The following is a 25,731-nucleotide window of genomic DNA, read 5'->3' as shown; positions in this document are numbered from 1 at the left end:
ATCAGCCCCAGCAGCGATCGAGACCTTCCTCGATGCCGATCGATTCCACGCCGTCCACCGGCTCGCCCGTGACCAGGTTCACGCCGGTATTGGTGAAGTCCAGACCTTCGCTGGTCTCGGGCTTGGTGCCGTCGGTCGCGAAGGCCGCGATGGCCTCGACGCCCATCGACGCCATCAGCAGCGGATATTGCTGCGAGGTCGCGCCGATCACGCCTTCCTCGACGTTCTGCACGCCGGGGCAGCCGCCATCGACCGACACGATCAGCACGTCGTTTTCCTTGCCGAAGGATTTCAGCGCCTCGTAGGCACCGGCGGCGGCGGGCTCGTTGATGGTATAGACGAGGTTGATGCCCGGATCGCGCTGCATCAGCGCCTCCATGGCCTGGCGCCCGCCCTCTTCGTTGCCCGAGGTGACCTCGTGGCCGACGATGCGCGCGTCATCCTCGTCGCCGATGACGTTCTCGTCCTTCACGTCGACGCCGAAGCCTTCCAGGAAGCCCTGGTCGCGCAGCACGTCGACCGACGCGCCGCGTTCCGACAGGTCCAGCATCGCGATCTTCGCGTCCGCTGCGGCATCGCCCATCTTGCCCGCGGCCCATGCGCCGATCAGGCGACCTGCCTCGCGGTTGTCGGTGGCGAAGGTCGCGTCGGCGGCGTCGATCGGGTCCAGCGGCGTGTCCAGCGCGATGACCAGGATGCCCGCGTCACGCGCCTGCGCCACGCTGTCGGTGATGGCCTTGGTGTCGGATGCGGTGATCAGGATGCCCTTCACGCCCGCGGCGATGCAGCTTTCGACGGCCTGCTGCTGGGTCTCGTGATCGCCGTCGATCTTGCCGGCGAAGGTCATCAGCTCCATCCCCAGCTCTTCCGCCTTGGCGGTCGCGCCTTCCTTCATCTTGACGAAGAACGGGTTGATGTCGGTCTTGGTGATCAGGCATGCCTTCCCGGCATCCTGCGCATTGGCAAGGCCGGCCGACAGGACAAGCGCGGACAGCGCGGCGGAAGCGCGCAAAACGGTTTTGCGGGTCATGTATATCTCTCCTCCTGAAGGCGGATCCTCGGCCGCCTAGCCTTAAGGAAGCATCACGACAATTCACTTGTCAATAAATCAATCGTGTTGATTAATGGTTTCGGGGAAGAGGAGCCCGCATGACCATCCAGACAGACACTCCGGCCGACATGAGCCGGAACGAAAGGCTTATCCTGTCGCTGATCCGCAAGCGGGGGCCCCTGCCCCGCGCGGTCCTGGCCCCGCTGATGGGCCTGTCGGCGCAGGCCGTGGGGAATCTGTCGCGCAAGCTGATGCAGCGCGGCTTCCTGTCCGAGGAGGAGGTCGTGCGCGGCAAGGTCGGGCAACCCTCGACGCCGTTGTCGCTGGCCGGTGATGCGGCCTTCTTCCTGGGTTTCAAGATCGGGCGCAGGCTGGCGGAACTGGCGCTTGTGGATTTCGCCGGCAAGGTGCGGATGCACCGCCAGATGATCCACGACCATCCCGATCCCGAACAGCTGATCGGCTTTGCGCGTCAGGGGCTTGCGACGATGTGCGCCACGCTGGATCCCGCGCAGCGCGACCGCGTGATGGGCGTGGGCATCGCCACCCCCTATCGCCTGTGGGACTGGGGCGAGGAGATGCGCGGCTGGCTGGAATTCGACCTCCAGGCCGAACTGCAGGGCGACCTGCCCTTTCCCGTCATCCTGGAAAACGACGCGACCACGGCCTGCGGTGCCGAACTGATCTTCGGCACCTGCCGGTTGCCGCGCGATTTCCTGCACCTCTATGTCGCGCATTTCGCGGGGGGCGGGCTGGTGCTGGACGGATCGCTGCGCCACGGGCCCACGCGGAACGCGGGCGCGATCGGGTCGATGCCGGTGCCGGGCGGGGGGCAGGTGCTGGACCGGGCCTCGGTCTCGACGCTGGAAGGGCTGATCGGCCGCCCGCTGCCCCCGGACGATTCGGGCTGGGACGTGCCTGCCGCCATCGAACGCGACTGGGCGCGCGACGCGGGCGAGGCGCTGGCCCATGCCGCCATTTCGGCGGTCGCGGTGGCAGATCTGGGCATGGTCGTCGTCGATGGCGCGGTGCCGCCCGCCACGCGGCGCCTGCTGACCGATGCCACCCGCGACGCGCTGGCCCGCATCCCCGCCGCGGGCATCGACCGCCCCCGCGTGATCGAGGGCAGCCTGGGACGCCAGGCACGCATCCTGGGGGCGGCGGGCCTGCCCCTTGCGCATCATTTCCTGCCCGGCGGCGTGCCGGTGCAGGGGGAATACGCTTGACGCCCGGCCCACGCGCCTGTATGCGGCCCGCTCATTGGTGTTGGTGGACCCCGCGAGGGGAACCCTGTCAGGCCCCGGTTCCGACCGCGGCCAGAGGACAACGCCCTTCGAAACGCTAAGAAGGAGATCAGCCGTGACCAAACGCACGTCTGCCAAGTACAAGATCGACCGCCGCATGGGCGAAAACATCTGGGGCCGCGCCAAGTCGCCGGTCAACCGCCGCGAATACGGCCCGGGCCAGCACGGCCAGCGCCGCAAGAACAAGCTGTCGGACTTCGGTACCCAGCTGCGCGCCAAGCAGAAGCTCAAAGGCTACTATGGCGACCTGACCGAGAAGCAGTTCCGCCGCATCTATGCCGAAGCCGAGCGTATCAAGGGCGACACCAGCGAAAACCTGATCGGCCTGCTCGAGTGCCGCCTGGACGCCGTCGTCTACCGCGCCAAGTTCGTGCCGACCATCTTCGCTGCCCGCCAGTTCGTGAACCACGGCCACATCGAAGTGAACGGCAAGCGCGTCAACATCCCGTCCTACCGCGTCAAGGAAGGCGATGTCATCTCGATCCGCGAGCGTTCGCGCCAGCTGGCCATCGTGCTGGAAGCCGTCGCCCTGACCGAGCGTGACGTTCCGGACTATGTCGAAGCGGACCACAACAAGATGACCGCGACCTTCGTGCGCACCCCGGCCCTGAGCGACGTGCCCTATGCCGTCGTCATGGAACCGAACCTGGTCGTCGAATTCTACGCGAAGAACTGATCTTCGCCGAATTCCAACCGATCGAAAGGCCGTCCCCCGGGGCGGCCTTTTGCGTTTGCGCGCATCCGCCGCGCGCGCCTGCCGAACTGCCCCCTTTCCATGCCGCGCCGCGATGACTAAACGGGCGGACAAAGGAAGGTAGCAATGACCCAGATCGCACCCAAGCCCGGCATCATGGATATCGCTCTCTATGTCAGCGGCGAAAGCAGGCTGGCGGGGCATGACGATGTCCTGAAGCTGTCCTCGAACGAGAACCCGCTCGGCTGCAGCCCCGCGGCGCAAGAGGCGTTCAGCGCCGCATCGGGCGATCTGCACCGCTATCCGGCCACCGATCACGCGCCCCTGCGCCAGGCCATCGCCGAGGTGCACGGCCTCGATCCCGACCGCATCATCTGCGGCGTGGGATCGGATGAGGTGCTGCAATTCGTCACCCACGCCTTCGCGGGCCATGGCGACGAGATCATCACGACCGAGCACGGCTTCTCGATGTATCCGATCCTGGCGCGCATGGTCGGGGCGACGCCCGTGACCGTGCCGGAAGCGGACCGCCGCGTCGATGTGGACGCGATCCTTGCCGCCGTGACCGAACGCACCCGCGTCGTCTTCGTGGCGAACCCCGCCAACCCCACCGGCACCATGCTGGACGATGACGAGCTCGAGCGCCTTGCCTCCGGCCTGCCCCCGCATGTCGTCTTCGTCCATGACGGCGCCTACACGGAATTCGCGGGCGGCTTCGACGGCGGTGCCTCCCTCGTGGACCGGTTCCCGAACGTGGTGATGACGCGCACCTTCTCGAAGATCCACGGGCTGGGCGGGCTGCGCATCGGCTGGGGCTATGCCGCGCGGGACATAATCGACGTGCTGAACCGGCTGCGCCAGCCCTTCAACCTGTCCAAGCCGCAGATGGCCGCCGCCGAGGCCGCGATCCGCGACACGGCCTTCACCGCGCATTGCGCCGAACTGAACGCGCGCTTGCGCGACCGAATGCGCCAGTCGCTGGTCCAGATGGGCATCGCCTGCGACGAGAGCTTCGCGAATTTCGTGCTGGCGCGCTTTGCCGGCCCGGCCGAGGCCGAGGCCGCCGATGCAGCACTGCGCGAGGCGGGCATCCTGGTGCGCCGCGTGGGCGGCTACGGCCTGCCCGATGCGCTGCGCATCACGGTCGGCGACGAAGACGGCGTGACCCGCGTGCTGGACGTGCTGGGCAGCTTCATCCAGGGGCGCCGGGCATGAGCGTGATCTACGACCGCGTCGCCCTGATCGGGCTGGGCCTGATCGCAGGCTCGATGTCGCTGGCCCTGCGCGAGGCGGGCTTGGCCTCCGAGGTGACGGGATATGCCCGCAGCGCCGAAACCCGCGACACCGCCCGAGAGATCGGGCTGTGCGACCGCATCTGCGACACCGCGGCCGAGGCCGTGGCGGGCGCGGATCTGGTCGTGCTGTGTGTCCCCGTCGGCGCGATGGGCGATGTCATGGCCGAGATCGGCCCCCATCTGGCACCGGGCGCGACCGTCACCGATGTCGGCTCGGTCAAGCAATCCGTCATCGATGCCGTGCAGCCCCACATGCCGCAGGGGGCGCATTTCATCCCCGGCCACCCCCTTGCCGGGACCGAGCATTCCGGCCCCCGCGCCGGTTTCGCGACCCTGTTCCAAAACCGCTGGTGGCTGCTGACCCCCCTGCCCGACACGGATGCCGATGCGCTGGACCGCCTGAACCGCTGCCTTGCGGGGATCGGTGCCAAGACCGACGTGATGGAGCCCGCTCACCACGATCTGGTCCTGGCCGTCACCAGCCATGCGCCCCACCTGATCGCCTATACGATGGTCGGCGTGGCCGATCACCTGCAGCGCGTCTCTGGCGAGGAGGTGATCCAGTATTCCGCCGCCGGTTTCCGCGACTTCACCCGGATCGCCGCCAGCGACCCGACCATGTGGCGCGACGTGTTCCTGCACAACAAGGAAGCGACGCTGGACATCCTCGGACGCTTCACCGAGGAGCTGTTCGTCCTGCAACGCGCGATCCGCATGGGCGACGGGCAGCAGCTGTTCGACTATTTCAGCCGCACGCGCGCGATCCGTCGCGGCATCATCGAGGCCGGTCAGGATACCGCCGCCCCCGATTTCGGGCGCGGCGTGACCAGGACCTAGCGCAGGATCGGCGCAGGACCGACGGGCATGCCGCCGATGGTGGTGCGCCCGTCCTCGAAGCCCAGGATCAGGCGGATCTCGTCGCCTTGCGCCTCGGGGAACTCGGTCTGCACATCGCCCGAGGCGATGTTGCGCAGGCCCGCACCCAGCAGCAGCCGCGCCGGCCCCTCGATCAGCCCAAGCGCCGCCGCCTGGTCCAGGAACGCATCCGCATCGGCGGTATAGACCGCCAGCTGCCCCGCCGCGCGACCCTGCGCGTCGGCCGCGACCTGCCCCAGCAGCCGCGCCTCCGCCTGCCCCATCCGCAGGGCAAGGCCCTCGGTGCGCAGCCCCGTCAGGCGCGGCGCGGCCTGCGCCAGCGGACCGGGCGTGCCGTCCAGCCAGACCTGCGCGGTGCCGACCAGATCCAGCGCATCCTCGGGGACCAGCGCCCCCAATGTCGCAAGCGCGGCGGGCTGCAGCCCCTCGATCGCAAGATCCACGTCATAGGCCGCCAGCGTGTTCAAGGGCGCTGCGATATCCACCTGCACCAGTTCTGCCGAGACCTGCGCATCCCCCAGCATCGGCAGATCGTTCGAGGTGATCGCCCCGGTCCCCGCGACGATCCGGGCGGGTGCCATCCGGCGCAGCGGCGCGAAATCGACGGATGCGGCGGGCGCCTCCATCCGCAGCGGTATGTCGCGACCCGCCAGCGTCAGCGTCGCATCGCCCGGCAGTCCCAGCACCACCCGGAACGGGTCCAGCGGCGCGACCGAGACCTGTGCCCAGTCCAGCGCGATCCCGCCCGCGGGGCCGCCCCATTCGGCGCCCTCGATCCGCATCCCCCATGCGCGCGGATCGCGCAGCGGGGCCACGGTCTCGGCCCTCAGATCAGGTGCATCCTGCATCGCCGCGCGCAGCCTGCCCGCGACATGCCCTTCGGTCCCGATCCACGTCGCGGCGCCCGCACCGATCAGCAGGGCGATTCCCGCCAAGCCCTTCAACATCTTCGCAGTCCCTTTTCCTTGCCCGAAAGCTGGCCTATTTTCATAAGCCATGGACAAACAGGTTTTGCAAAGGATCGAGTGGGTCTTCGGCTACGGCTCGCTCATCTGGAATCCCGGCTTCGCGCCGGTCGAGACGGTCCGCGCGCGGCTGACGGGCTTTGCGCGGCGCTTCTGCCTGCGATCGGTCGAACATCGCGGGACCGAGGATCGCCCCGGGCTGGTGCTGGGGCTGGACCCCGACGACCGTGCGACGGTCTCGGGGGTGGCGCTGCGCATCGCGCCCGCCGATCACGACGCGGTGCTGGCCGATTTGCGCGCGCGCGAACTGGTCACCGACGCCTATCGCGAGACGCTTCTGCCCCTGACGCTGGAGGATGGCCGCCGCATCGAGGCGCTGGCCTATGTGATGAAGCGCGACCACTGGCAATATGCGGGCGGGCTGACATCCGAGGAACAGGCCAGCATCATCGCCGCCGCGCATGGCGGGCGCGGGCCGAATGCGGATTACCTGTTCAACACCGCGTCCCACCTGAACGAGATCGGCCTGCCCGACCCGCATCTGGACGCGCTGTCGGATGCGGTGCGCCACATCCAGTCGCGGCAGCGGACCGACTGACCGCGACGCTTGGCAAGGGATCGCCCGCGCCCTAGACTTGGTGCAAACAAGCGCAGGGACAGGGATTTTCAGTGAGCGATCCGACCAACGATCCGCGCCCCGGGGCGCAATCCGCGCAACCGCGCCTGACCCTGTCCTCGCGCAGGCTGTCGGCCACGCGGGATCAGGCGATGATGGCGAACACCGTCCCGCCGCGCTTCTCGCAGCCGGTGCGGCAGATCCTGCTGATGCTGTCGGTGCTGGCGCTGGTCCTTGCGGGCGGCTGGCTGGCCTATGGCCGCATCCTGCCGATCTTCATGGCGAACCGCTGGCTGAACGGCGTCATTCTCGTGGTCTTCGCGACGGGCGTGCTGGCCTGCTTCTGGCAGCTGGCGCAGCTGATGCGGTCGGTCAGCTGGATCGAGGGTTTCGCCGCCAAGCGCAGCGGGGGCCAGGTCGAACCGGCGGGACAGGCGCCGCGCCTGCTGGCGCCGCTGGCCTCGCTTCTGGGGACGCGCGGGCCGGTGGGCGACGCGATCTCGACCGGGTCGGCACGGTCGATCCTGGATTCGGTGGCGACCCGCATCGACGAGCTGCGCGACATCACAAGATATCTGTCCAACCTGCTGATCTTCCTTGGCCTTCTGGGGACCTTCTACGGCCTTGCGACCACCGTGCCCGCCGTGGTGGACACGATCCGCGCGCTGGCGCCGCAGGACGGCGAAACCGGAATCGAGGTCTTCGACAAGCTGATGACCGGCCTCGAGGCGCAGCTGGGCGGGATGGCGACGGCGTTCTCGTCCTCGCTTCTGGGCCTGGCCGGCTCGCTGGTCGTGGGGCTGCTGGAACTGTTCGTGACGCATGGCCAGAACCGCTTCTACCGAGAGCTGGAGGAGTGGATGTCGGGCTTCACCCGCATCGGTCAGGGCGATGCCGCGGACGAGGCCGCGATCGGCGGGCTGCTGGACCAGATGTCGCGCCAGATGGACCGCCTGCAGGGCTGGCAGTCCGAACGCGACCAGATCCGGGACGAAACCGCGCTGATGGCCGACGAACGCGTCGTCGTGATGGCGCAGGCGATCGAGCAGCTGGTCGAACGCAAGGACGGGATGGATGGCGACCGGCTGGCACAGGCGCTGGAACGCATCGCCGCCGGTCAGGACGCCCTGCTGGCCGAGGCCCGCGCGCCGAAGCCCGCCACCGACTGGGACCGGATCGAGACCGGCATCCAGAAGCTGGTGGACGAGATGAACGAGGGCCGCGACGAGGTCGTGGCCGAACTGCGCTCGGACATCCTTGTGCTGACCCGCGCGGTACGTGCCGCCCGCTTCGGCGACCCGTTCCGCGACGACCTTCTGCCCGCCGACCCGCTGGCACCCCACGGGCAGGGCTGATCCATGAGGCTGGCCCGCGGTTCCTCGTCGCAGCGTTTCTCGGCCTCGATCTGGCCGGGTTTCGTGGATGCGATGACGGCGCTTCTGATGGTGCTGATGTTCGTGCTGACCATCTTCATGGTCGTGCAGTCGGTGCTTCGCGAACAGATCGACACGCAGGACAGCCAGCTGGCCGACCAGGAACAGCAGCTGGCCGATCTTGGCCGTCAGGTCGGCGCGCTCGGGCAGGCGCTCGGCGCGTCCGAACAGCGCGAGGCCGAACTGGATGCCGCCCTGCAATCCGAACGCGACCGCGCCGAGGATGCCGAGGCCGAGGCCCGCGCCCGCGCCGCCCGCATCACGCGCCTGAACAACCAGCTGAACGCCGACCGCGCGCAGCTGGCCGAGGCCGAAAGCCGCCTGACCGATTTCGAGGCCGAGGTCGCCACCCTGCTTGCCACCCAGTTGCAGGATCGCGGCCAGATCGCCCGGCTGGGCGGTCAGCTGGAACAGGCCCGCGAACGCGCATCCGCCGCTGAACTCGCCATCGCGGCGGCGCGCGCCGAAACCGATGCCGAGGCCGAGGCCGCCCGCCTTGCCGCAGCCCGCACCGACGCCCTGCGCGCACTGGTCGAGGATCTGCGATCCGAGGTCGATGCCCGCGCGACCGCGCTGGACGAGACGACCGAGCAGCTGTCCGAGGCCGAGGCGCAGCGCCTTGCCGAGGCCGAGGCCGCCCGCCTTCTGCGCGAACGGCTGGAGCAGTCGGATGCCGAACTGACCGCCATGACCCTGGCGCTGGAAGAACGTCGCGCCGAGGCCGAGGAGACGCTGACCCTGCTGGCCGCCGCCCGTGCCGCCCGCGACGAGGCCGAGGCCGAGGCCGCGCGGAACCTGACCGATGCCGAACGGCAGGCGGCGCTTCTGGCAACCGCCCGCGATGCCCTGTCTGATCAGGAGGGGCTGGCCGAGGACAGCCAGCGCCGTGTCGCCCTGCTGAACGAACAGGTCTCGCAATTGACCGCGCAGCTGGGATCGCTGCAGGCGCTGCTGGACGCGGCGGCGGATCAGAACGACCAGGCCGACCTGCGTGTCGAGGAACTGGGCCAGCAGCTGAACGCCGCCCTGATCCGCGCGACCGAGGAAACCCGCCGCCGCCTTGCGCTGGAGGAAGAGGCCCGCGCCGCAGCCGAGGCCGAGGCCGCCGATCTTGCCCGCTATCGCTCGGAATTCTTCGGGCGGCTGTCGCAGATCCTATCGGGCCGCGAAGAGGTGAAGGTCGTGGGCGACCGCTTCGTCTTCCAGTCCGAGGTGCTGTTCGGCACCGGCGAGGCCACGCTGTCGCCCGCCGGGCGCGACCAGATCGCGGGCGTTGCCGAGCTGCTGACCGAGATCTCGGACGACATCCCCCCCGAGATCGACTGGATCATCCGCGTGGACGGGCATACCGACAGCCGCCCCCTGTCTGGCAGCGGACGCTGGCGCGACAACTGGGAACTGAGCCAGGCGCGCGCGCTTGCGGTGGTGCGGTTCCTGACCGACGATCTGGGCTTTCCGGCGAACAGGCTGGCGGCGACGGGCTTTGCCGACACGCGCCCCGTCGCCCCCGAGGACAGCGATGCGAACCGCGCGCTCAACCGCCGGATCGAGCTGAAGCTGACCGAGCGTTAATCCTCGCGGCGCTTGCGGACCGGACGGTTCGCAGGCAGCCCCGCCATGCGCTTCAGCTGGCGCTCGATCTCGGCGTTCAGCTCGGCGCCGACCAGAACGATGGTCGCGTTCAGCCACAGCCACATCATCAGGGCGATCACCGCCCCGAGCGAGCCGTAGGTCTCGTTGTAGTTCGCGAAATTCGCCGCGTACCAGCTGAACAGCATCGAGATCGCGACCAGCCCCACCGCCGCGACGATCGCCCCCGGAGAGATCCAGCGCCAGCGGCTGTCCGGCACGGCCGGACCCCAGCGATAGACCGCCGCCAGCGCCAGGATCAGCACGCCGAACATGATCGGCCAGCGGCTGTAGCTGATCAGCGTCTCGGTCCCGAGGCCAAAGGGCAGCATCTGCAGCAGCGCCGGGATGACCGCGATCACGCCCAGCATCAACACGATCATCAGGAACCCGCCAAGCGTGAAGGACATGGCGACAAGGTTCAGCCGGACGAAGCCGCGCGTCTCGCCCTGCATGACGGCGACGTTCAGCGCCGACAGAAGCGCCTTCATCCCGCCATTGGCGGACCAGAACGCGATCAGAAGCGCGATCAGACCCGCGACGGACAGCGCGCTGGTCGGGGCCGAGGCGATGGCCACGACCTGATCCTTGATGATGTCCAATGCCCCTGTCGGCAGAAGATCCTGCAGCAGGACCATCTGCCCCTCGATCTGCGCGGGATCCGACAGCAGGCCATAGAGCGAGACGAAGGCCGTGATCGCCGGGAACAGCGACAGCAGCCCGAAGAAGGTCACGCCGCCCGCGACCGAGGTCACGCGATCCTCGCCCACGGATTTCGCCGTCGCCTTCAGGATGCCGAAGACGTCGCGCCAGCGCAGGTCGCGCATCCGTCCCGGACGTCCCGCGGGCGTCGTCGTCCGGGGCGCGGTTTCGGTGTCCAGGCCGTGCTTGCGGCGGGTCTCCTCGTCCAGCGGGCCCAGCAGGGCCGCCATGACGCCGGGTTGGGGGTTCTGAGGCTTGTTCATGCGTCCGGTTTACAATCCACGATCGTTCTGGTCACCCGCCTTCTGCGCGGGCTGGACGTTCGGGCTGCCATTCAGCAGCGAGCGCAGCTGGTCGGCAGCGGCGACGAAATCGCCCATGACGCCCGGCGCCTCGCCCGAGACGCTGCGGAACGCCTTGCTGGCCGTGGCCACCGCGGTCGCCACGCCCGTCAGGCTTGCCGTCAGCTCGGCCGCGGTCTTGGTCAGGTCCTTGGCCGCGTTCCCCTTGCCGCGCTTGCGACGGCGCGCCCCTGCCTCGGCGCGTTCGCGGGCGGCGGCGGCGTAATCCTCGCGCGCCTGGGCGCGGACGCGGCGGCGGATCGCCTCGCGTTCCTCGTCGGTCAGGTCGGCAAAGCGCGGGGCCAGCACGGGCTGGGGCGTTTCACCTTCGGGTTCGGGGCGTTCGGTCAGGCGGCGGACCGACAGGACCGTCGCCGCCGTCAGGCCGGCCACGCCCAGGGCGACACCGCCCCAGACCAGCGCCTGCCCGCCCCTGAACGCGGCATCGCGCGGCGTGCCGGGCTTCGGCATCGCCGATGTGTGGGAATGGCCCATCGGGGCGTCGCTACGGTTTTCGGCCATGATCCTCTCCGCTTGGCAGGGTCGTTATGTCCGACAAACGGGCGGAAGCGGCGGAATGTTCCCCATGACCCACACGCGAAGGTGAAGGAAACTTGCCCCCGCGGCCCTGCCCCGCTATGCCCCGACCAAGCGAAAGGAGCCCGCCATGATCCCGCGTTACGCCCGCCCCGAAATGGTCGCCATCTGGTCCCCCGAGACCAAGTTCCGCATCTGGTACGAGATCGAGGCCCATGCCTGCGATGCCCAGGCGGATCTGGGCGTGATCCCGCGCGAGAACGCGGATGCCGTCTGGAAGGCCAAGGATGTCGAGTTCGACGTCGCCCGCATCGACGAGATCGAGGCCGTCACCAAGCACGACGTGATCGCCTTCCTGACACACCTGGCCGAACATGTCGGCAGCGACGAGGCCCGCTTCGTCCACCAGGGCATGACCAGCAGCGACGTGCTGGACACCACGCTGAACGTCCAGCTGGTCCGCGCCGCCGACATCCTGCTGGCCGACATGGACCGTGTCCTGGCCGCGCTGAAGAAGCGCGCCTATGAACACAAGGACACCGTCCGCATCGGTCGCAGCCACGGCATCCACGCCGAACCGACCACGATGGGCCTGACCTTCGCCCGCTTCTATGCCGAGATGGCGCGCGGCAAGGCCCGCCTGGAACGCGCCCGCGACGAGGTCGCCACCGGCGCGATCTCCGGCGCGGTCGGCACCTTCGCCAATATCGACCCCGCGGTCGAGGATCACGTCTGTTCCAAGATGGGCCTGCGCCCCGAACCGATCAGCACGCAGGTCATCCCGCGCGATCGGCACGCGATGTTTTTCGCGACCCTCGGCGTGATCGCGTCGTCGATCGAGAACGTCGCCATCGAGATCCGCCACATGCAACGCACCGAGGTCCTCGAGGCCGAGGAGTTCTTCAGCCCCGGCCAGAAGGGCTCGAGCGCGATGCCGCACAAGCGCAACCCGGTCCTGACCGAGAACCTGACGGGCCTTGCCCGCCTGGTGCGCATGGCCGTGATCCCCGCCATGGAGAACGTGGCCCTGTGGCATGAACGCGACATCAGCCATTCCAGCGTCGAGCGCGGCATCGCGCCGGACGCGACGATCACGCTGGACTTCGCGCTGAACCGCCTTGCGGGCGTGATCGACAAGCTGGTCGTCTATCCCGAGACGATGCTGGCCAACATGAACAAGTTCAAGGGCCTGGTCATGTCGCAGCGGGTGCTTCTGGCGCTGACGCAGGCCGGCACCAGCCGCGAAGACGCATACCGCCTGGTGCAGCGCAACGCGATGAAGGTCTGGGAACAGGGCAAGGACTTCAAGGAAGAGCTTCTGGCCGATGCCGAGGTGACCGCCGCCCTGACCCCCGAGCAGATCGAGGAGAAGTTCGACCTCGGCTATCACACCAAGCACGTGGACACGATCTTCGCCCGCGTCTTCGAGAACGACCCGCTGTAAGCGTTTCGTCAACCAAATGCTGCGATGCTGCCCCCGGACAAGATGCTTTCGGGGGCAGCACAGATGCAGATCGGACTGAGCCAGCGGCAGAAGGCGGCCGTCATCGTGCGGCTTCTGCTGGATGACGACCAGGCAGAGGGGCTCGACCGCCTCAACGCCGAGGCGCAGACCCTCCTGGCCGAGGAGATGGCCGGGATGGAGGTCATCGACCGCCCCACCCGCGATGCGGTGATCGCGGAATTCTGCGACAGGCTGGAACAGGTCGGGCTGACATTCCCCGGCGATCTGGACGGCACGCTTGCCATCTTCGGCGAACGGATCTCGGCCGGCAGCAGCGACCGCGCGCGGCGCAATGCCGCCATGTCGGGGCGCGGCGACCCCTGGGCGCAGATCGCGGCCCTGCCCGCCGAACAGCTGTGCCGCATCGCCGCGGGCGAATCCGTCGAACTGATCGCGCTCATGCTCTCGAAGCTGCCCGTCGCACCGGCATCCGAGGTCTTCGCCAGCCTGTCGCGCGACAGGGCGCATTCCGTGGCGCAGGCCATGGCCCTTACGGGCGAGGTGACGCCCGATGCATTGCGCCGCGTGGGCCTCGTGCTGCTGCGCGCGGTCGAGGATCTGCCCCGCCCCGCCATCCCGACCCCGGCGGCGGACCGGATGGGCGCAATCCTGAACTTCGCGACATCGGATCTGCGCGACGACGTGCTGGTCGAACTGGACCAGCGCGACGCCGATTTCGCCGAAGGGGTGCGCAAGGCGATCTTCATCTTCGCCCATATCCCCGCCCGCATCGAACCCCGCGACATCGCCCGCCTCGTCCGAGAGGTCGATCAGGCCGCGCTGGTCCGCGCCCTTGCCGCCCCCGCCCCCGAGGATGCGGCCGCCGCCGAATTCATCCTGTCGAACCTGTCGCAGCGCATGGCCGACAACCTGCGCGAGGAACGCGACGGCGCCCCCAAACTGCGCGCCAAGGAGATCGAGGACGCCAAGTCCGAGGTCGTCGCCGCCGTCAGGCGTCTCGAGGAACGGTCCGAGATCACGCTGAAGCTGCCCGAGGATGCCGAATGACGCCGAAGGCTTGTCCCCCCGCGCGCCCCGCGCGATAAGGCGGCGTCAAGCCCCGAGGTCCTGATGACGAACAAGATCGCCTTCGCCCTTGTCCTGCTGATCGCCGCAACCTTCGCCATCGACGCGATCTGGTTCGACGGCATGCTGCCCCTGACGGCCGCGCGGACGCTTGACCGCTTCATCGAATATCTCAGCTTCTGGCGCTGAACGGCTCTGGGCGTTTGCATCGCCCCTGCCGTCACGCTAGAGGAAGCCAACCGTCATCTGCTCAGGAGGGGTACCCATGGCAGTCAAGGTCGCCATCAACGGTTTCGGTCGCATCGGACGCAATGTCCTGCGTGGCATCATCGAATCGGGCCGCACCGACATCGAGGTCGTCGCCATCAACGATCTCGGCCCGGTCGAGACGAACGCCCATCTGCTTCGCTACGACTCGGTCCACGGCCGCTTCCCCGCCGAGGTGAAGGTCGACGGCGACACGATCGACGTGGGCCGCGGCCCGATCAAGGTCACCGCCATCCGCAACCCGGCCGAACTGCCCTGGGGCGATGTCGACGTCATCATGGAATGCACCGGCATCTTCGCCTCGAAGGAAAAGGTGCAGCCGCACCTGTCGACCGGCGCCAAGCGCGTGCTGATCTCGGCGCCCGGCGAAAATGCCGACAAGACCATCGTGTTCGGCGTCAACGACGACACGCTGACCTCGGACGACCTGGTCGTCTCGAACGCCAGCTGCACCACCAACTGCCTGTCGCCCGTGGCCAAGGTCCTGAACGACGCCATCGGCATCAGCCGCGGCTTCATGACCACCATCCACAGCTATACCGGCGACCAGCCGACGCTGGACACGATGCACAAGGATCTGTACCGCGCCCGCGCCGCGGCGCTGTCGATGATCCCGACCTCGACCGGTGCCGCCAAGGCCGTGGGCCTGGTTCTGCCGGAACTGAAGGGCAAGCTGGACGGCGTCGCCATCCGCGTGCCGACGCCGAACGTCTCGGTCGTCGACCTGACCTTCGAAGCCGCCCGCGACACCACCGTCGAGGAGATCAACGCGGCCATCAAGGCGGCCGCCGACGGCCCGCTGAAGGGCGTGCTGGGCTATACCGAGGAAGCGCTGGTCTCGACCGACTTCAACCACGACCCGCACAGCTCTATCTTCCACATGGATCAGACCAAGGTGATGGAAGGCCGCATGTGCCGCATCCTGACCTGGTACGACAACGAGTGGGGCTTCTCGAACCGCATGGCGGATACCGCCGTCGCGATGGGCAAGCTCATCTGATGCGAAAAGGCCCCCGGAAACGGGGGCCTTCTTCATTGCCTATTCGGCATAGATCATCTTGGTCGTCATGCCTCCATCGACCACGAAACGCTGCCCCGTGACAAAGCCCGCCTGATCCGAGGCCAGCCACGCGACCAGCCCCGCGATATCGTCGACCCTTCCCACGCGCCCGACCGGATGCTGCGCCTTGTCACGCGTGCCGTGATCGGGATCGCTCCGGTTCGCCGCCTTCTGCCAGGGACCGGTCTCGATCCAGCCCGGAAGGATGCAGTTGGCGCGGATATCCGGCCCAAGACTGACCGCCAGCGCATGGGTCATCGACAGAAGCGCACCCTTGGCCGCGGCATAAGCCTCGCAATCGGGTTCGGATTGCAGGGCCCGGGTCGAGGCCATCGTGACGATGCAGCCCTGCGCCTTGCGCAGCAGCGGCACACAGGCACGGACGACCAGAAAGGCCCCCGTCACGTGGCTGTCCTGCCACGCGCGCCAATCCGACAGCGACAGACGTTCGATCGGGCCGCTGACCGGGTTGGCGATGCCCGCATTCGACACCAGCAGGTCCAGCCCCGCCCCCTGCAGCCAGTCCCCCACCCGCGTCATCGCGCGGGCGACGGCATCCTCGTCGCCGACATCGCATTCGACGGTCAGCAGATGCGGGTCCTCGGGCAGCTCGGCCAGCGCTTCGGCGTCGAGATCCAGCGCGGCAACCCGCCAGCCGTCCTGGCGCAGCCGCGTGACGATGCCGCGACCGATCCCCTGCGCGGCACCGGTGACGATGGCGGTTTGCATGACAGCCCCCTTGGAATTATTTGGTTGCACAAAACCAATGCGGGCCCCGCCGCGCTGGTTCCTGCGCGATCAGCGCCGCGCGCGGGGCGCGGTCAACCTGCGCGAGTTCGCCCGCGTCCGGCGGCCATAGGGGCGCAGGCCCGCCGCCATCATGCTCTCGGGCGACGCGCCGCCCAGACCGGCATTGGCCATGGCGAACAGGGATTCCTGCGCGGCGGCCTGCTTTTCGGCGACCATGCGGAAGGGCTCGCCCGGGGCCTGGGCGATGACGCCCATCATGCCCGCCATGCGCATGCCGATCACGACCTGCGATTCGATCGCGATCTTGGTGAACTGATGCGCCAGGCGCATCTGCGCCGCGGGAATCCAAATCGGAAGCATTGCCGAACCCTTTCATCATGCCGGCACGCTGCCGCCATCCGGCAGGGTGCGATGGGCCAACCGCTTTGACAACCGGCACTTTGGGATAAGGTTTCCGAAATTCGACGATGCGCCTTCACAACCACGTTCCGCCATGTATAGAGGCAGCTCATGACCAACAGCCTGATCCTTCGCCGCCCCGACGACTGGCACCTGCATCTGCGCGACGGCGCGATGCTGAATGCCGTTGCCCGCCATTCCGCCGGCTTCGGCCGCGCGATCATCATGCCGAACCTGGTGCCCCCCGTGGTCACCGGCGATCAGGCCGCGGCCTATCGCGACCGGATCCTGGCCGCCCTGCCCGAGGGCGCCGCGCTTCAGCCGCAGATGACGCTGTACCTGACCGATACCACGGATGCCGCCGATGTGGTCGCGGCCTTCCGTGCGGGCATCATCCGCGCGGTCAAGCTGTACCCGGCAGGCGCCACGACCAACAGCGCATCGGGCGTGACCGATTTCGACCGCGTCCAGCCCGTGCTGGAGGCGATGGCCGAAGCGGGCGTCACGCTGTGCGTCCATGGCGAGGTGACCGATCCGCAGGTCGACATCTTCGACCGCGAGGCCGTCTTCATCGACCGCGTGCTGGAGCCTCTGCGCCGCCGCACGCCGGGCCTGCGCGTGGTGATGGAACATATCACTACCTCGGACGGGGTGGCCTATGCGCGGTCGGGCGGCGGCGATCTGGCCGCGACGATCACCACCCATCACCTGGTGATCAACCGCAACGCCATCCTGGCAGGCGGCATCCGCCCGCATTACTACTGCCTGCCCGTGGCCAAGCGCGAATCCCACCGCCTGGCCCTGCGCGAGGCTGCGACCAGCGGCGAGGCACGCTTCTTCCTGGGCACCGACAGCGCCCCCCATGCCGACAGCGCCAAGCTGCAGCCCTGCGGCTGCGCGGGCTGCTTCACGGCCCCGAACACCATGTCGATCCTGGCCCATGTCTTCGAAGAGGACGGCGCGCTGGACCGGCTGGAAGCCTTCACCAGCCTCAACGGCGCGGCCTTCTACCGCCTGCCCCCGTCCGAGGACCGCATCCGCCTGACGAAGCGCGACACCCCCGCCGAATACCCGACGCAGATCAAGGCCGGCGACGAGGTCGTGACCGTCTTCGACCCCGGCTTCCCCATTCACTGGCACCTGGAGGACGCATGAGCCTGACCTTTCCCACGCGCGAGGAAATCGCCCGCCTGACCGCCCGCGCCCTGCTGGAGATCAAGGCCGTCGATTTCAACGCGGCCGAGCCCTTCACCTATGCGTCGGGCCTCAAGGGTCCGACCTATGTGGATTGCCGCCGGATCATCAGCTTCCCGCGCGTGCGCCAGACGCTGATGGACTTCCTGGCCGCGACCGTCATGCGCGATGCAGGCTTCGAGGCGTTCGACAACGTCGCGGGCGGCGAGACCGCGGGCATCCCCTTCGCCGCCATGGTGGCCGAGCGTCTGGCCCTGCCCATGACCTATGTGCGCAAGAAGCCCAAGGGTTACGGCCGCAATGCCCGGATCGAGGGTGCGATGACCGAAGGCCAGCGCGTCCTGCTGGTCGAGGATCTGACTACGGACGGGGGCAGCAAGCTGTCCTTCGTCGATGCCATCCGCGACACCGGCGCCACCTGCGCGCATACGGCGGTCATCTTCTACTATGGCATCTTCCCCGAAACGACCGAGCGCCTGGGCGAACACGGCGTGACGCTGCATCACCTCTGCACCTGGTGGGACGTGCTGGCCGAAGCCCGAGAGCAGGAGATCTTCGACAAGGACACCCTGGACGAGGTCGAGAGCTTCCTGATGAACCCGCGCGCCTGGCAGAAGGCCAACGCCTGAGGTTTATCCACAGGCTTTCCACCGGAAATCTTGGGCGGGCCGATTACATGGCCCGCCCTTTTCGTCTAGATTCGACCCTTCAAGGATCGCGAAAGGCAGGATCGGCATGAGCGGAATTCGCGCAATCGTTCCCGGAGACACCGAAGAGACCGAGAAATCGGCCATTCCCTTCTCGCTCGAGGCCGAGCAGCAGCTTCTGGGTGCGCTGCTGACGAACAACGACGTGTTCGACCGCGTCAGCCAGATCATCAAGCCCGAGCATTTCTATCACCCCGTCCATTCGCGCATCTACGAGATCTGCGCCGAACGCATCCGCAAGAACGCGCTGGCCAGCCCCGTCACCATCAAGGCCTTCCTCGAGAACGACGAAGGCCTGAAGGAGCTGGGCGGCCCGGCCTATCTGGCGCGGATCGCGGCGGCGGCGATCAGCGCCTATGCCGCGCGCGACTATGCCCAGATGATCCGCGAATTCGCGCTGCGTCGCGAACTGATGCAGCTGGGCCAGAACATCGCCGCCCGCGCATCCACGGTCGAGGTGGACGACGACGCCGAAGAACAGATCAAGGCCGCCGAGCAGGTTCTCTACAAGCTGGGCGAACAGGGCGTGGCCGAGCGCGGCTTCCAGAGCTTCCTCAAGGCGGTGACGGGCGCGGTCCATGCCGCCAACGCCGCCTATCAGCGCGACGGCAAGCTGTCGGGGATCTCGACCGGGCTGGTCGACCTGGACGCCAAGATGGGCGGTCTGAACAATTCGGACCTCGTGATCCTTGCCGGTCGTCCCTCGATGGGGAAGACCTCGCTTGCGACCAACATCGCCTTCAACATCGCCAAGGCGCACAAGCTGGGCGAGAAGCCCGACGGCACGCATGGCAGCGTCGAGGGCGGCGTCGTCGGCTTCTTCAGCCTGGAGATGTCGGCCGAACAGCTGGCCGCGCGAATCCTGTCCGAGGCCGCCGAGGTGCCTTCCGAACGCATCCGTTCGGGCAACATGGACGAGGCCGAGTTCCGCCGCTTCGTCGAGGCCGCCCATGCGCTGCAGAACTGCCCGCTCTATATCGACGACACGCCCGCGCTGCCGATCAACCAGCTGGCCGCCCGCGCGCGCAAGCTGAAGCGGACGCATGGGCTGGACGTGCTGATGGTGGACTATCTTCAGCTGCTCAAGGCCGCGACCGCCAAGGACAGCCGCGTCAACGAGGTGTCCGAGATCACCCAAGGGCTCAAGGCCGTCGCCAAGGAGCTGAACATCCCCGTCATCGCCCTGTCCCAGCTGTCGCGCCAGGTCGAAAGCCGCGAGGACAAGCGCCCGCAGCTGAGCGACCTTCGCGAATCCGGCTCGATCGAACAGGACGCCGACATCGTGATGTTCGTCTTCCGCGAGGAATACTACAAGGAACGCGAGAAGCCGTCGGACAGCGATCTGGACGCCATGGCCAAGTGGCAGCAGGTGATGGAGCAGGTCCACGGCAAGGCCGAGGTGATCCTGGGCAAGCAGCGTCACGGCCCCATCGGCACGGTCGAACTGGCCTTCGAGGGGCAGTTCACCCGCTTCGGCAACCTTGCCAAGGATCGCCAGACCCAGTGGGACTGAGCAGGCTGGCGCTTGCACGTCATGCAGATTAGACAGATCCCCGGTGCCCTCCGCGCCGGGGATCTTCCATGTCACGACCAGCCACCCGCACACCGCCGCATCTTCTGACGCTTGTCGCGCTTTCGGGCGTCTCGGCGCTGTCGATGAACGTGTTCCTGCCCTCGCTGCCCGGAATGGCGGTGGATTTTGGCGTGGATTACGCGGTGATGCAGCTGTCGGTCTCGGCCTATATCGGGGCCAGCGCGGTGCTGCAGCTGCTGGGCGGACCGATCAGCGACCGCTTCGGACGCAGGCCGGTGGTGATCTGGGGGCTGGTGCTGTTCCTGCTGGCCACGATCGGCACGCTGACGGCGCAGGATGCGGGCAGCTTCCTGGCCTTCCGGCTGGCGCAGGCGGTCATCACGGTCTGCATGCTGGTGCCCCGCGCGGTGATCCGCGACCTGTTCGACGGCGACAAGGCGGGCTCGATGCTGGGCTATGTCACGATGGGGATGGCGGTGGTGCCGATGATGGCCCCCGTCTTCGGCGGCGTCCTGGACGAGCTGTTCGGCTGGCGCGCGAACTTCACCGTGATGGGGCTTCTGGGCCTTGCCGTGCTGATCCTGGCCTTCGCCGACATGGGCGAGACGGTTCGCGGCGGCGGCCTGCCCCTGCGCGCGCAGATCGCGAACTATCCCGCCTTGGCGCGGTCGCAGCGGTTCTGGGGATATTGCGCGGCGGCCACGCTGTCCTCGGGGGCGTTCTTCGCCTATCTGGGCGGGGCGCCCTTCGTGGGCGCGCAGGTCTTCGGCTTGACGCCCGCCCAAGTCGGCTACTGGTTCGCGGCCCCCTCGGTCGGCTATGTCACGGGCAATTTCCTGTCAGGGCGGTATTCGCGCATCCTGGGGCTGAACCGGATGATCCTGATCGGCGCGGTGATCTGCGTGATCGCGCTGTCGGCCTCGATGCTGGCCACGCTGGCGGGGATCGTGCAGCCCATCGTCTTCTTCGGCGCGATCGCCTGCATGGGCTTGGGCAACGGGATGGTGCTGCCCAACGCGAATGCCGGCATGATGAGCGTGCGCCCCGAACTGGCGGGCACGGCATCGGGCCTTGGCGGGGCGCTGGCCGTCGCGGGCGGCGCGGTCCTGTCGGCACTGGCGGGCGCGCTGCTGCAACCGGGCAGCGGACCCGAGCCGCTTCTGGCGATCATGGTCGCATCCGCCGCCGGATCGCTTCTGGCGATCATGTGGGTGCTGCGCCGCGAAAGACAGCTGGCGCTGATCTGATCCCCTTGCCGCACGGCCTTTGCAAACGCTATCACGGTGATTGCAAAGGGGGACGGGGATGGCCACGCAGAAGATCTATGCCGGGACCGCGCTGCGCGAGACACGCGCGCGCGCAGGTCTGACGCAGAAGCGTTTTGCCGAAACGCTCGGGGTGTCGCTGCCCTACCTGTCCCAGATGGAGAACAACCACCGCCCCATCTCTGCGGGCGCGCTGCTGCGGCTGGCGCAGGAATTCGGGATCGACCTGACCACGCTTGCCGCGGGCGACGCGGAACGCATGGTCATCGACATGCAGGAGGCGCTGGCCGATCCGCTGTTCGACGCCGCCCCGCCCCTGGCCGACCTGCGGCTGGCGGCGACGAATGCGCCGGTGCTGGCGCGTGCGTTCCTCGACCTCTATCGCGCGCACCGCGAAGGCCAGGAACGGCTGGCGGCGCTGGACCAGGCCATCGGCGCTGCGGGCCAGAACGCGCTGACCACCCCCTGGGAGGAGGTGCGCGACTTCTTCCACTATTGCGACAACTATATCGACGCGGTGGACCGCGCGGCGGAACGCTTCGCCTGCCCCGACGGCCAGCGCCGCGACCCCTGGGCCCTTGCGGTCGAGGCATTGGCCCAACGCGGCATCGAGGTCCGCCTGACCGAACTGCCCGCCAATTCCGTCTTCCGGCGCGAAGGGGCGACCCTGCTGGTCAATGCGGCGGCAGAGCCCCCGACCCGCCTGTTCCAGATCCTGCATCTTGTCGCGCTGGAACGTCAGTCCGACCTGCTGGAGGCGACGCTGGACCTTGCGCGGTTCCGCAGCCCCACCGCGCGGGAAATCGCCCGCGTCGGGATGGCCAACTATTTCGCGGGGGCGGCGCTGATGCCCTATCGCGCGTTCCTGGCGGCGGCGCGGGCCGAACGTCACGACCTGGAACGGCTGGCGCATCTGTTCGGGGCCTCGCTGGAACAGGTGGCGCACCGGCTGTCCACGATGCAGCGTCCGGGCGCCAAGGGCGTGCCCTTCTTCTTCGTCCGCGTCGACCAGGCGGGCACCATCACCAAGCGCCATTCCGCGACACGCCTGCAATTCGCGCGCTTCGGCGGGGCCTGCCCGCTGTGGAACGTCCACCAGGCGTTCGAGCAGCCGGGCCGCTTCCTGCGCCAGCTGGCCGAGACGCCCGACGGCATCCGCTATCTTCTGCTGGCGCGCGACGTGTCCAAGCACGCGGGCGCCTTCAACGCGCCAGTCCGCCGCTTTGCCATCGGGCTGGGCGTCGAGATCGGCGAGGCCGAGGGCATGGTCTATGCCGACGGGCTGGACCTGAACCGCCCCCGCGCCTTCGAGCCGATCGGCATTTCCTGCCGCATCTGCCCGCGTCCCGACTGCCACCAGCGGTCCGTCCCCCCGATGGACAGGCCCCTGCGGATCCCACAGGATCGTGACGGCCCCCTGCCCTATGCCCTGGCCTGAGCGGCTGTGATGCAGACATAAGTCGGCAGGTTCCCGCCGATGGCGGCAAAGTTTCGCGTAATGCAAGCCGCGTTAACTCCTGCGTTGTTGCCTTGAAGGCACAGAAGCTGTTTACCCGTCCGGAAATGGAACCAACGCGACCGATCGATCAGGCAACAAGGCCGCGAACCGGGGGACAGTGTCTGAACATGACCGTGATGGAACGATTGAATTCCAAGCTGGAAAAGTGGCTTCCCGAACAGCGTCTTTTCCTCCGGTCCGATGACACGACCCGCTTCGTCCGTCTTCGTCCCCTGACCCAGATCGCCGGGATCGGCGGCGTCACCGTGGTCTTCGGCTGGACGCTGGTCGCAAGCTCGTTCCTCGTCATCGACGCCGTCAGCTCGGGCAACAGCCGCGACCAGATCATGCGCAGCCAGGCCGCGTTCGAGGAACGCCTGAACCAGCTTCAGGCCGAACGCGACGCCCGCGCCTCCGAGGCGCTGGCCGCGCAGAACCGCTTCTCGGTCGCGATGGACCAGGTGTCGCAGATGCAGTCGCAGCTGCTGGCCAGCGAGGAACGCCGCCGCGAGCTGGAGGGCGGCCTCGACGCCGTTCGCACCAGCCTGCGCGACACCATCGCGGAACGCGACGACGCCCTGCGCATGGCCGAGGCCCAGACCGATGACAGCGCGACCGACCGCACGATCGAGGTCTCGACCGCGCTGGACATCCTGTCGGGCGAGCTGCGCAATGCCAGTGTCGAACGCCACGAGGCCGTGAAGGCCGCCGAGGAGGCCCAGCTGGCCGCCGAGGAACTGCGCGTCGAGCGCGCCGAGATCATCGCCCGCAACGACGAGATCCTGACCCAGCTGGAGGACGCGGTGACCGTGTCCGTCGCGCCGCTGGACGACGTGTTCCGGTCGGTCGGGATGAACCCCGACGCGGTGCTGCGCACCATCCGCGCAGGCTATAGCGGCCAGGGCGGCCCGCTGACGCCGCTGTCCTATTCGACCCGCGGCAATGCCGCCCTGAGCGAGGGCGAGACCAAGGCCCGCCAGATCGTGGTCACGCTGGACCAGATGAACACCTATCGCATCGCCATCGAGAAGCTGCCGCTGGCCATGCCCGTCTTCCAGAGCTTCCGCTATACCTCGGGCTTCGGTCGCCGTTGGGGCCGCATGCACGAGGGCGTGGACATGGCCGGACCCGTCGGCACGCCGATCCATGCCACCGGCGACGGCGTCGTGACCTTCGCGGGCCGTTCGGGTGCCTATGGCAACCTCATCAAGATCGAGCACGAGCTGGGCACCGAGACCCGCTATGCCCACCTGAGCCGCATCAACGTGCGTCAGGGCGAAAGGGTGTCGCAAGGCGACACGATCGGTGCTATGGGGAATACCGGACGCTCGACCGGGCCGCACCTGCATTACGAGGTGCGCATGAACGGTCGGGCCGTGGACCCGATGAGCTTCATCAAGGCAGCAGAAAATGTTCAGTAAGACCCGCGTGACCGAGAACCGTCCCCAGCAATCGAGCGCCCCGCAGGCTGCGGCCGCCGAAACCGCCCCCGCCCCCGAGCAGCGCAAGCCCGAAGCCGCGGCACAGCCCGCACCCGCCGCTCCGCGTCCGCGCGCGGTGCCGTCGGTCCTGTCCTCGGACCTGATCGTCACGGGCAACATCAAGACGCAGGGTGACATCCAGATCGAGGGCACGGTCGAGGGCGACATCCGCGCCCACCAGCTGACCATCGGCGAAAGCGCGACCATCAAGGGCGAGATCGTCGGCGACGACGTCGTGGTGAACGGTCGCGTCGTGGGCCGCGTCCGCGGCCTCAAGGTGCGCCTGTCGGCCACCGCACGGGTCGAGGGCGACATCATCCACAAGACCATCGCCATCGAATCCGGCGCCCATTTCGAGGGCTCGGTCCAGCGTCAGGAAGACCCGCTGAACAATGGCGGCACCAAGAAGCTGGCCCCGCCATCCGAGTGATCGGCAGACCCCACCGAACGAAAGAAGCCCGCGGATCCCGCGGGCTTTCTGCTTTCTGCACTGTGTTGCGGGCGCAGGGGCTCAGGCGAAGCGCCTGACCAGCGCCTCGGCGACGGGGGGACTGACGAATTTCGACACGTCCCCATGCAGGCGCGCGATTTCCTTGACCAGCTTGGACGCAATCGCCTGACGGCGCGCATCGGCCATCAGGAAGACGGTCTCGATCTCGTTGTCCAGGGCGCGGTTCATGCCGACCATCTGGAACTCGTATTCGAAATCCGCGACCGCGCGCAGGCCGCGCACGATCAGGCTGGCGCCCACGTCACGGGCGCAGTCGATCAGCAGGTTCTCGAAGGGGTGGACCAGGATCTCTCCTCCGGTCCGGGCGGCGATGCGGTCGCATTCGGCCTGCACCATCGCGACGCGTTCCTCGAGGTCGAACAGCGGACCCTTGTCGCGGTTTATCGCGACCCCGATCACCAGCCGGTCGACCAGCGCCATCGCGCGCTCGATGATGTCGATATGCCCCAGGGTGATGGGGTCGAATGTGCCGGGATAGAGGCCGATCCGCATATGGCGCGTCCTTCGTGTGGGTCTCGGGCCCAAGGCAAAGCGCATTTGCGGCCCGATTGCAAGAACGTGATCCCGGCCGCCCCGCGCCGACTTGGCGTCAGTTGCCCATGATCATCCCGGTCAGGGCGTCCTTCTCGGCGTCCAGTTCCTTGAGGCGGCCGCTGACGGCATCCCCGATCGAGATGACGCCCAGCATCACGCCCTCGTCGTCGATGACCGGCATGTGACGGAAGCGGCCTTCGGTCATCCGCTCCAGCACGGACAGCGCGTCGTCGCCCGGCGCGCAGGTCTGGATGCTGCGGGTCATCACCTCGCTGATGGGCTGCTTCAGGACCTCGACCCCGTGCTTGCCCAGCTGGCGCACGATGTCGCGTTCCGACAGGATGCCGATGGGCGATGCGCCGTCATCCGAGACGACGGCGGCGCCGATGCGCATCTCGGCCAGAAGCTGCGCGGCCTCGGCCAGGGTGACCTCGGGCTTGATCGTGACGATGGTGCCGGACTCGATCCAGGGCTTGGCCGCGTCATGCTTCATCGCCAGCAATTGTTTGACCAGCATGTCGTCTCCTCCTCGAAACTGCTTGCTTCCATCTTTCGTCC

The 25,731-nt window shown here is 68.0% G+C and carries 26 protein-coding genes; 18 read left to right on the top strand and 8 right to left on the bottom strand.

All coding sequences use genetic code 11. The features are described 5' to 3' along the window. Nucleotide 1 precedes the first annotated feature (1 nt). Nucleotides 2-1,030: a sugar ABC transporter substrate-binding protein gene (locus tag QMZ16_RS09290; RefSeq protein ID WP_022708191.1), complete on the bottom strand. Its 1,029-nt coding sequence runs from the start codon at nt 1,028-1,030 to the stop codon at nt 2-4. 119 nt (nt 1,031-1,149) lie between these two features. On the opposite strand from QMZ16_RS09290, the gene QMZ16_RS09285 reads away from it, so the two are divergent. The 4 genes from QMZ16_RS09285 (at nt 1,150) to QMZ16_RS09270 (ending at nt 5,181) form a co-directional block, all read left to right on the top strand. After that, nucleotides 1,150-2,277 carry an ROK family transcriptional regulator gene (locus QMZ16_RS09285; protein ID WP_282603029.1) on the top strand — a complete coding sequence of 376 codons (1,128 nt, stop codon included), beginning with the start codon at nt 1,150-1,152 and terminating at the stop codon, nt 2,275-2,277. A gap of 133 nt (nt 2,278-2,410) precedes the next feature. Beyond that, entirely contained in the window at nt 2,411-3,031 is a 621-nt protein-coding gene (gene rpsD, locus QMZ16_RS09280) for a 30S ribosomal protein S4 (protein ID WP_022708189.1), read from the top strand. A 144-nt stretch (nt 3,032-3,175) separates the two neighbouring features. Continuing rightward, on the top strand, nt 3,176-4,264 hold the full coding sequence (gene hisC, locus QMZ16_RS09275; protein ID WP_282603028.1) for a histidinol-phosphate transaminase: 1,089 nt from the start codon (nt 3,176-3,178) through the stop codon (nt 4,262-4,264). Further along, a complete protein-coding gene (locus QMZ16_RS09270) occupies nt 4,261-5,181 on the top strand; it encodes a prephenate/arogenate dehydrogenase family protein (RefSeq protein ID WP_282603027.1) in 921 nt (306 codons plus the stop codon). The genes hisC and QMZ16_RS09270 overlap by 4 nt, the downstream gene beginning before the upstream one ends. On the opposite strand, the gene QMZ16_RS09265 is transcribed toward QMZ16_RS09270, so the two are convergent. Further along, entirely contained in the window at nt 5,178-6,167 is a 990-nt protein-coding gene (locus QMZ16_RS09265; RefSeq protein ID WP_282603026.1) for a DUF2125 domain-containing protein, read from the bottom strand. The genes QMZ16_RS09270 and QMZ16_RS09265 overlap by 4 nt on opposite strands. Nucleotides 6,168-6,216: 49 nt before the next feature. Here QMZ16_RS09265 and QMZ16_RS09260 point away from each other — a divergent pair, with 49 nt between their 5' ends. The 3 genes from QMZ16_RS09260 (at nt 6,217) to QMZ16_RS09250 (ending at nt 9,806) form a co-directional block, all read left to right on the top strand. Next, nucleotides 6,217-6,783, top strand: a complete 567-nt coding sequence (locus QMZ16_RS09260; RefSeq protein WP_022708185.1) for a gamma-glutamylcyclotransferase — start codon at nt 6,217-6,219, stop codon at nt 6,781-6,783. A 71-nt stretch (nt 6,784-6,854) separates the two neighbouring features. Beyond that, nucleotides 6,855-8,156: a hypothetical protein gene (locus QMZ16_RS09255; RefSeq protein WP_022708184.1), complete on the top strand. Its 1,302-nt coding sequence runs from the start codon at nt 6,855-6,857 to the stop codon at nt 8,154-8,156. Between the two features lie 3 nt (nt 8,157-8,159). Further along, nucleotides 8,160-9,806: a peptidoglycan -binding protein gene (locus tag QMZ16_RS09250; RefSeq protein WP_282603025.1), complete on the top strand. Its 1,647-nt coding sequence runs from the start codon at nt 8,160-8,162 to the stop codon at nt 9,804-9,806. Here QMZ16_RS09250 and QMZ16_RS09245 read toward each other — a convergent pair. Both QMZ16_RS09245 and QMZ16_RS09240 read right to left on the bottom strand, forming a co-directional pair. Then, complete coding sequence (locus tag QMZ16_RS09245) at nt 9,803-10,828, bottom strand: YihY/virulence factor BrkB family protein (protein ID WP_282603024.1); 1,026 nt, start codon at nt 10,826-10,828, stop codon at nt 9,803-9,805. The two genes, QMZ16_RS09250 and QMZ16_RS09245, sit on opposite strands and share 4 nt — an antisense overlap. A gap of 9 nt (nt 10,829-10,837) precedes the next feature. Beyond that, complete coding sequence (locus QMZ16_RS09240) at nt 10,838-11,428, bottom strand: hypothetical protein (RefSeq protein ID WP_282603023.1); 591 nt, start codon at nt 11,426-11,428, stop codon at nt 10,838-10,840. A 145-nt stretch (nt 11,429-11,573) separates the two neighbouring features. On the opposite strand from QMZ16_RS09240, the gene purB reads away from it, so the two are divergent. The 4 genes from purB (at nt 11,574) to gap (ending at nt 15,240) form a co-directional block, all read left to right on the top strand. Continuing rightward, nucleotides 11,574-12,887: an adenylosuccinate lyase gene (gene purB / locus QMZ16_RS09235; protein WP_282603022.1), complete on the top strand. Its 1,314-nt coding sequence runs from the start codon at nt 11,574-11,576 to the stop codon at nt 12,885-12,887. Between the two features lie 63 nt (nt 12,888-12,950). Continuing rightward, nucleotides 12,951-13,955, top strand: coding sequence for a FliG C-terminal domain-containing protein (locus tag QMZ16_RS09230; RefSeq protein ID WP_282603021.1), 1,005 nt, complete (start codon nt 12,951-12,953; stop codon nt 13,953-13,955). Between the two features lie 63 nt (nt 13,956-14,018). Continuing rightward, nucleotides 14,019-14,162: a hypothetical protein gene (locus QMZ16_RS09225; protein WP_282603020.1), complete on the top strand. Its 144-nt coding sequence runs from the start codon at nt 14,019-14,021 to the stop codon at nt 14,160-14,162. 76 nt (nt 14,163-14,238) lie between these two features. Continuing rightward, nucleotides 14,239-15,240: a type I glyceraldehyde-3-phosphate dehydrogenase gene (gene gap, locus QMZ16_RS09220; RefSeq protein ID WP_022708177.1), complete on the top strand. Its 1,002-nt coding sequence runs from the start codon at nt 14,239-14,241 to the stop codon at nt 15,238-15,240. 39 nt (nt 15,241-15,279) lie between these two features. Here the strand turns inward: gap and QMZ16_RS09215 are convergent, their stop codons facing one another. Beyond that, nucleotides 15,280-16,029 carry an SDR family oxidoreductase gene (locus QMZ16_RS09215; protein ID WP_282603019.1) on the bottom strand — a complete coding sequence of 250 codons (750 nt, stop codon included), beginning with the start codon at nt 16,027-16,029 and terminating at the stop codon, nt 15,280-15,282. Between the two features lie 69 nt (nt 16,030-16,098). Beyond that, nucleotides 16,099-16,410 (bottom strand): antibiotic ABC transporter, encoded by a 312-nt coding sequence (locus QMZ16_RS09210; RefSeq protein WP_282603018.1) that lies wholly within the window; start codon nt 16,408-16,410, stop codon nt 16,099-16,101. A 150-nt stretch (nt 16,411-16,560) separates the two neighbouring features. On the opposite strand from QMZ16_RS09210, the gene pyrC reads away from it, so the two are divergent. The 7 genes from pyrC to QMZ16_RS09175 all read left to right on the top strand — a co-directional run bounded on the left by pyrC (nt 16,561) and on the right by QMZ16_RS09175 (nt 24,558). Then, nucleotides 16,561-17,604: a dihydroorotase gene (gene pyrC, locus QMZ16_RS09205; RefSeq protein ID WP_282603017.1), complete on the top strand. Its 1,044-nt coding sequence runs from the start codon at nt 16,561-16,563 to the stop codon at nt 17,602-17,604. Beyond that, nucleotides 17,601-18,272, top strand: a complete 672-nt coding sequence (locus tag QMZ16_RS09200) for an orotate phosphoribosyltransferase (RefSeq protein WP_282603016.1) — start codon at nt 17,601-17,603, stop codon at nt 18,270-18,272. Before pyrC ends, QMZ16_RS09200 begins: the two co-directional genes overlap by 4 nt. Nucleotides 18,273-18,378: 106 nt before the next feature. Continuing rightward, entirely contained in the window at nt 18,379-19,863 is a 1,485-nt protein-coding gene (locus QMZ16_RS09195) for a replicative DNA helicase (protein ID WP_022708172.1), read from the top strand. Between the two features lie 68 nt (nt 19,864-19,931). Further along, nucleotides 19,932-21,131, top strand: a complete 1,200-nt coding sequence (locus tag QMZ16_RS09190; RefSeq protein WP_282603015.1) for a multidrug effflux MFS transporter — start codon at nt 19,932-19,934, stop codon at nt 21,129-21,131. A gap of 58 nt (nt 21,132-21,189) precedes the next feature. Then, nucleotides 21,190-22,587, top strand: coding sequence for a helix-turn-helix transcriptional regulator (locus QMZ16_RS09185; RefSeq protein ID WP_022708170.1), 1,398 nt, complete (start codon nt 21,190-21,192; stop codon nt 22,585-22,587). A gap of 197 nt (nt 22,588-22,784) precedes the next feature. Continuing rightward, on the top strand, nt 22,785-24,068 hold the full coding sequence (locus tag QMZ16_RS09180; protein ID WP_040596040.1) for a DUF5930 domain-containing protein: 1,284 nt from the start codon (nt 22,785-22,787) through the stop codon (nt 24,066-24,068). Next, nucleotides 24,058-24,558 carry a polymer-forming cytoskeletal protein gene (locus tag QMZ16_RS09175; protein WP_022708168.1) on the top strand — a complete coding sequence of 167 codons (501 nt, stop codon included), beginning with the start codon at nt 24,058-24,060 and terminating at the stop codon, nt 24,556-24,558. The genes QMZ16_RS09180 and QMZ16_RS09175 overlap by 11 nt, the downstream gene beginning before the upstream one ends. A gap of 81 nt (nt 24,559-24,639) precedes the next feature. On the opposite strand, the gene coaD is transcribed toward QMZ16_RS09175, so the two are convergent. Next, entirely contained in the window at nt 24,640-25,131 is a 492-nt protein-coding gene (coaD, locus tag QMZ16_RS09170; RefSeq protein WP_022708167.1) for a pantetheine-phosphate adenylyltransferase, read from the bottom strand. A 97-nt stretch (nt 25,132-25,228) separates the two neighbouring features. Continuing rightward, nucleotides 25,229-25,690 (bottom strand): CBS domain-containing protein, encoded by a 462-nt coding sequence (locus tag QMZ16_RS09165; RefSeq protein ID WP_282603014.1) that lies wholly within the window; start codon nt 25,688-25,690, stop codon nt 25,229-25,231. Nucleotides 25,691-25,731: the final 41 nt, after the last annotated feature.

Origin of the sequence: Paracoccus sp. PARArs4 (genome assembly GCF_947311865.1) — a bacterium.
Classification (GTDB): Bacteria; Pseudomonadota; Alphaproteobacteria; order Rhodobacterales; family Rhodobacteraceae; genus Paracoccus; species Paracoccus zeaxanthinifaciens.
The sequence above is the reverse complement of the archived record's forward strand: the minus strand, read 5'-3'. Positions and strand labels throughout refer to the sequence as shown.

What these genes read in the sequence shown, in the direction of transcription:
- QMZ16_RS09175 (WP_022708168.1), top strand. Translation starts at nt 24,058, where the DNA reads ATGTTCAGTAAGACCCGCGTGACCGAGAACCGTCCCCAGCAATCGAGC.
- QMZ16_RS09260 (WP_022708185.1), top strand. Translation starts at nt 6,217, where the DNA reads ATGGACAAACAGGTTTTGCAAAGGATCGAGTGGGTCTTCGGCTACGGC.
- QMZ16_RS09165 (WP_282603014.1), bottom strand. Translation starts at nt 25,690, where the DNA reads ATGCTGGTCAAACAATTGCTGGCGATGAAGCATGACGCGGCCAAGCCC.
- pyrC (WP_282603017.1), top strand. Translation starts at nt 16,561, where the DNA reads ATGACCAACAGCCTGATCCTTCGCCGCCCCGACGACTGGCACCTGCAT.
- QMZ16_RS09215 (WP_282603019.1), bottom strand. Translation starts at nt 16,029, where the DNA reads ATGCAAACCGCCATCGTCACCGGTGCCGCGCAGGGGATCGGTCGCGGC.
- QMZ16_RS09230 (WP_282603021.1), top strand. Translation starts at nt 12,951, where the DNA reads ATGCAGATCGGACTGAGCCAGCGGCAGAAGGCGGCCGTCATCGTGCGG.
- hisC (WP_282603028.1), top strand. Translation starts at nt 3,176, where the DNA reads ATGACCCAGATCGCACCCAAGCCCGGCATCATGGATATCGCTCTCTAT.
- QMZ16_RS09250 (WP_282603025.1), top strand. Translation starts at nt 8,160, where the DNA reads ATGAGGCTGGCCCGCGGTTCCTCGTCGCAGCGTTTCTCGGCCTCGATC.
- QMZ16_RS09200 (WP_282603016.1), top strand. Translation starts at nt 17,601, where the DNA reads ATGAGCCTGACCTTTCCCACGCGCGAGGAAATCGCCCGCCTGACCGCC.
- QMZ16_RS09210 (WP_282603018.1), bottom strand. Translation starts at nt 16,410, where the DNA reads ATGCTTCCGATTTGGATTCCCGCGGCGCAGATGCGCCTGGCGCATCAG.
- QMZ16_RS09245 (WP_282603024.1), bottom strand. Translation starts at nt 10,828, where the DNA reads ATGAACAAGCCTCAGAACCCCCAACCCGGCGTCATGGCGGCCCTGCTG.
- QMZ16_RS09180 (WP_040596040.1), top strand. Translation starts at nt 22,785, where the DNA reads ATGGAACGATTGAATTCCAAGCTGGAAAAGTGGCTTCCCGAACAGCGT.
- QMZ16_RS09185 (WP_022708170.1), top strand. Translation starts at nt 21,190, where the DNA reads ATGGCCACGCAGAAGATCTATGCCGGGACCGCGCTGCGCGAGACACGC.
- gap (WP_022708177.1), top strand. Translation starts at nt 14,239, where the DNA reads ATGGCAGTCAAGGTCGCCATCAACGGTTTCGGTCGCATCGGACGCAAT.
- QMZ16_RS09270 (WP_282603027.1), top strand. Translation starts at nt 4,261, where the DNA reads ATGAGCGTGATCTACGACCGCGTCGCCCTGATCGGGCTGGGCCTGATC.
- QMZ16_RS09240 (WP_282603023.1), bottom strand. Translation starts at nt 11,428, where the DNA reads ATGGCCGAAAACCGTAGCGACGCCCCGATGGGCCATTCCCACACATCG.
- QMZ16_RS09190 (WP_282603015.1), top strand. Translation starts at nt 19,932, where the DNA reads ATGTCACGACCAGCCACCCGCACACCGCCGCATCTTCTGACGCTTGTC.
- QMZ16_RS09195 (WP_022708172.1), top strand. Translation starts at nt 18,379, where the DNA reads ATGAGCGGAATTCGCGCAATCGTTCCCGGAGACACCGAAGAGACCGAG.
- QMZ16_RS09225 (WP_282603020.1), top strand. Translation starts at nt 14,019, where the DNA reads ATGACGAACAAGATCGCCTTCGCCCTTGTCCTGCTGATCGCCGCAACC.
- QMZ16_RS09265 (WP_282603026.1), bottom strand. Translation starts at nt 6,167, where the DNA reads ATGTTGAAGGGCTTGGCGGGAATCGCCCTGCTGATCGGTGCGGGCGCC.
- purB (WP_282603022.1), top strand. Translation starts at nt 11,574, where the DNA reads ATGATCCCGCGTTACGCCCGCCCCGAAATGGTCGCCATCTGGTCCCCC.
- QMZ16_RS09285 (WP_282603029.1), top strand. Translation starts at nt 1,150, where the DNA reads ATGACCATCCAGACAGACACTCCGGCCGACATGAGCCGGAACGAAAGG.
- coaD (WP_022708167.1), bottom strand. Translation starts at nt 25,131, where the DNA reads ATGCGGATCGGCCTCTATCCCGGCACATTCGACCCCATCACCCTGGGG.
- QMZ16_RS09290 (WP_022708191.1), bottom strand. Translation starts at nt 1,030, where the DNA reads ATGACCCGCAAAACCGTTTTGCGCGCTTCCGCCGCGCTGTCCGCGCTT.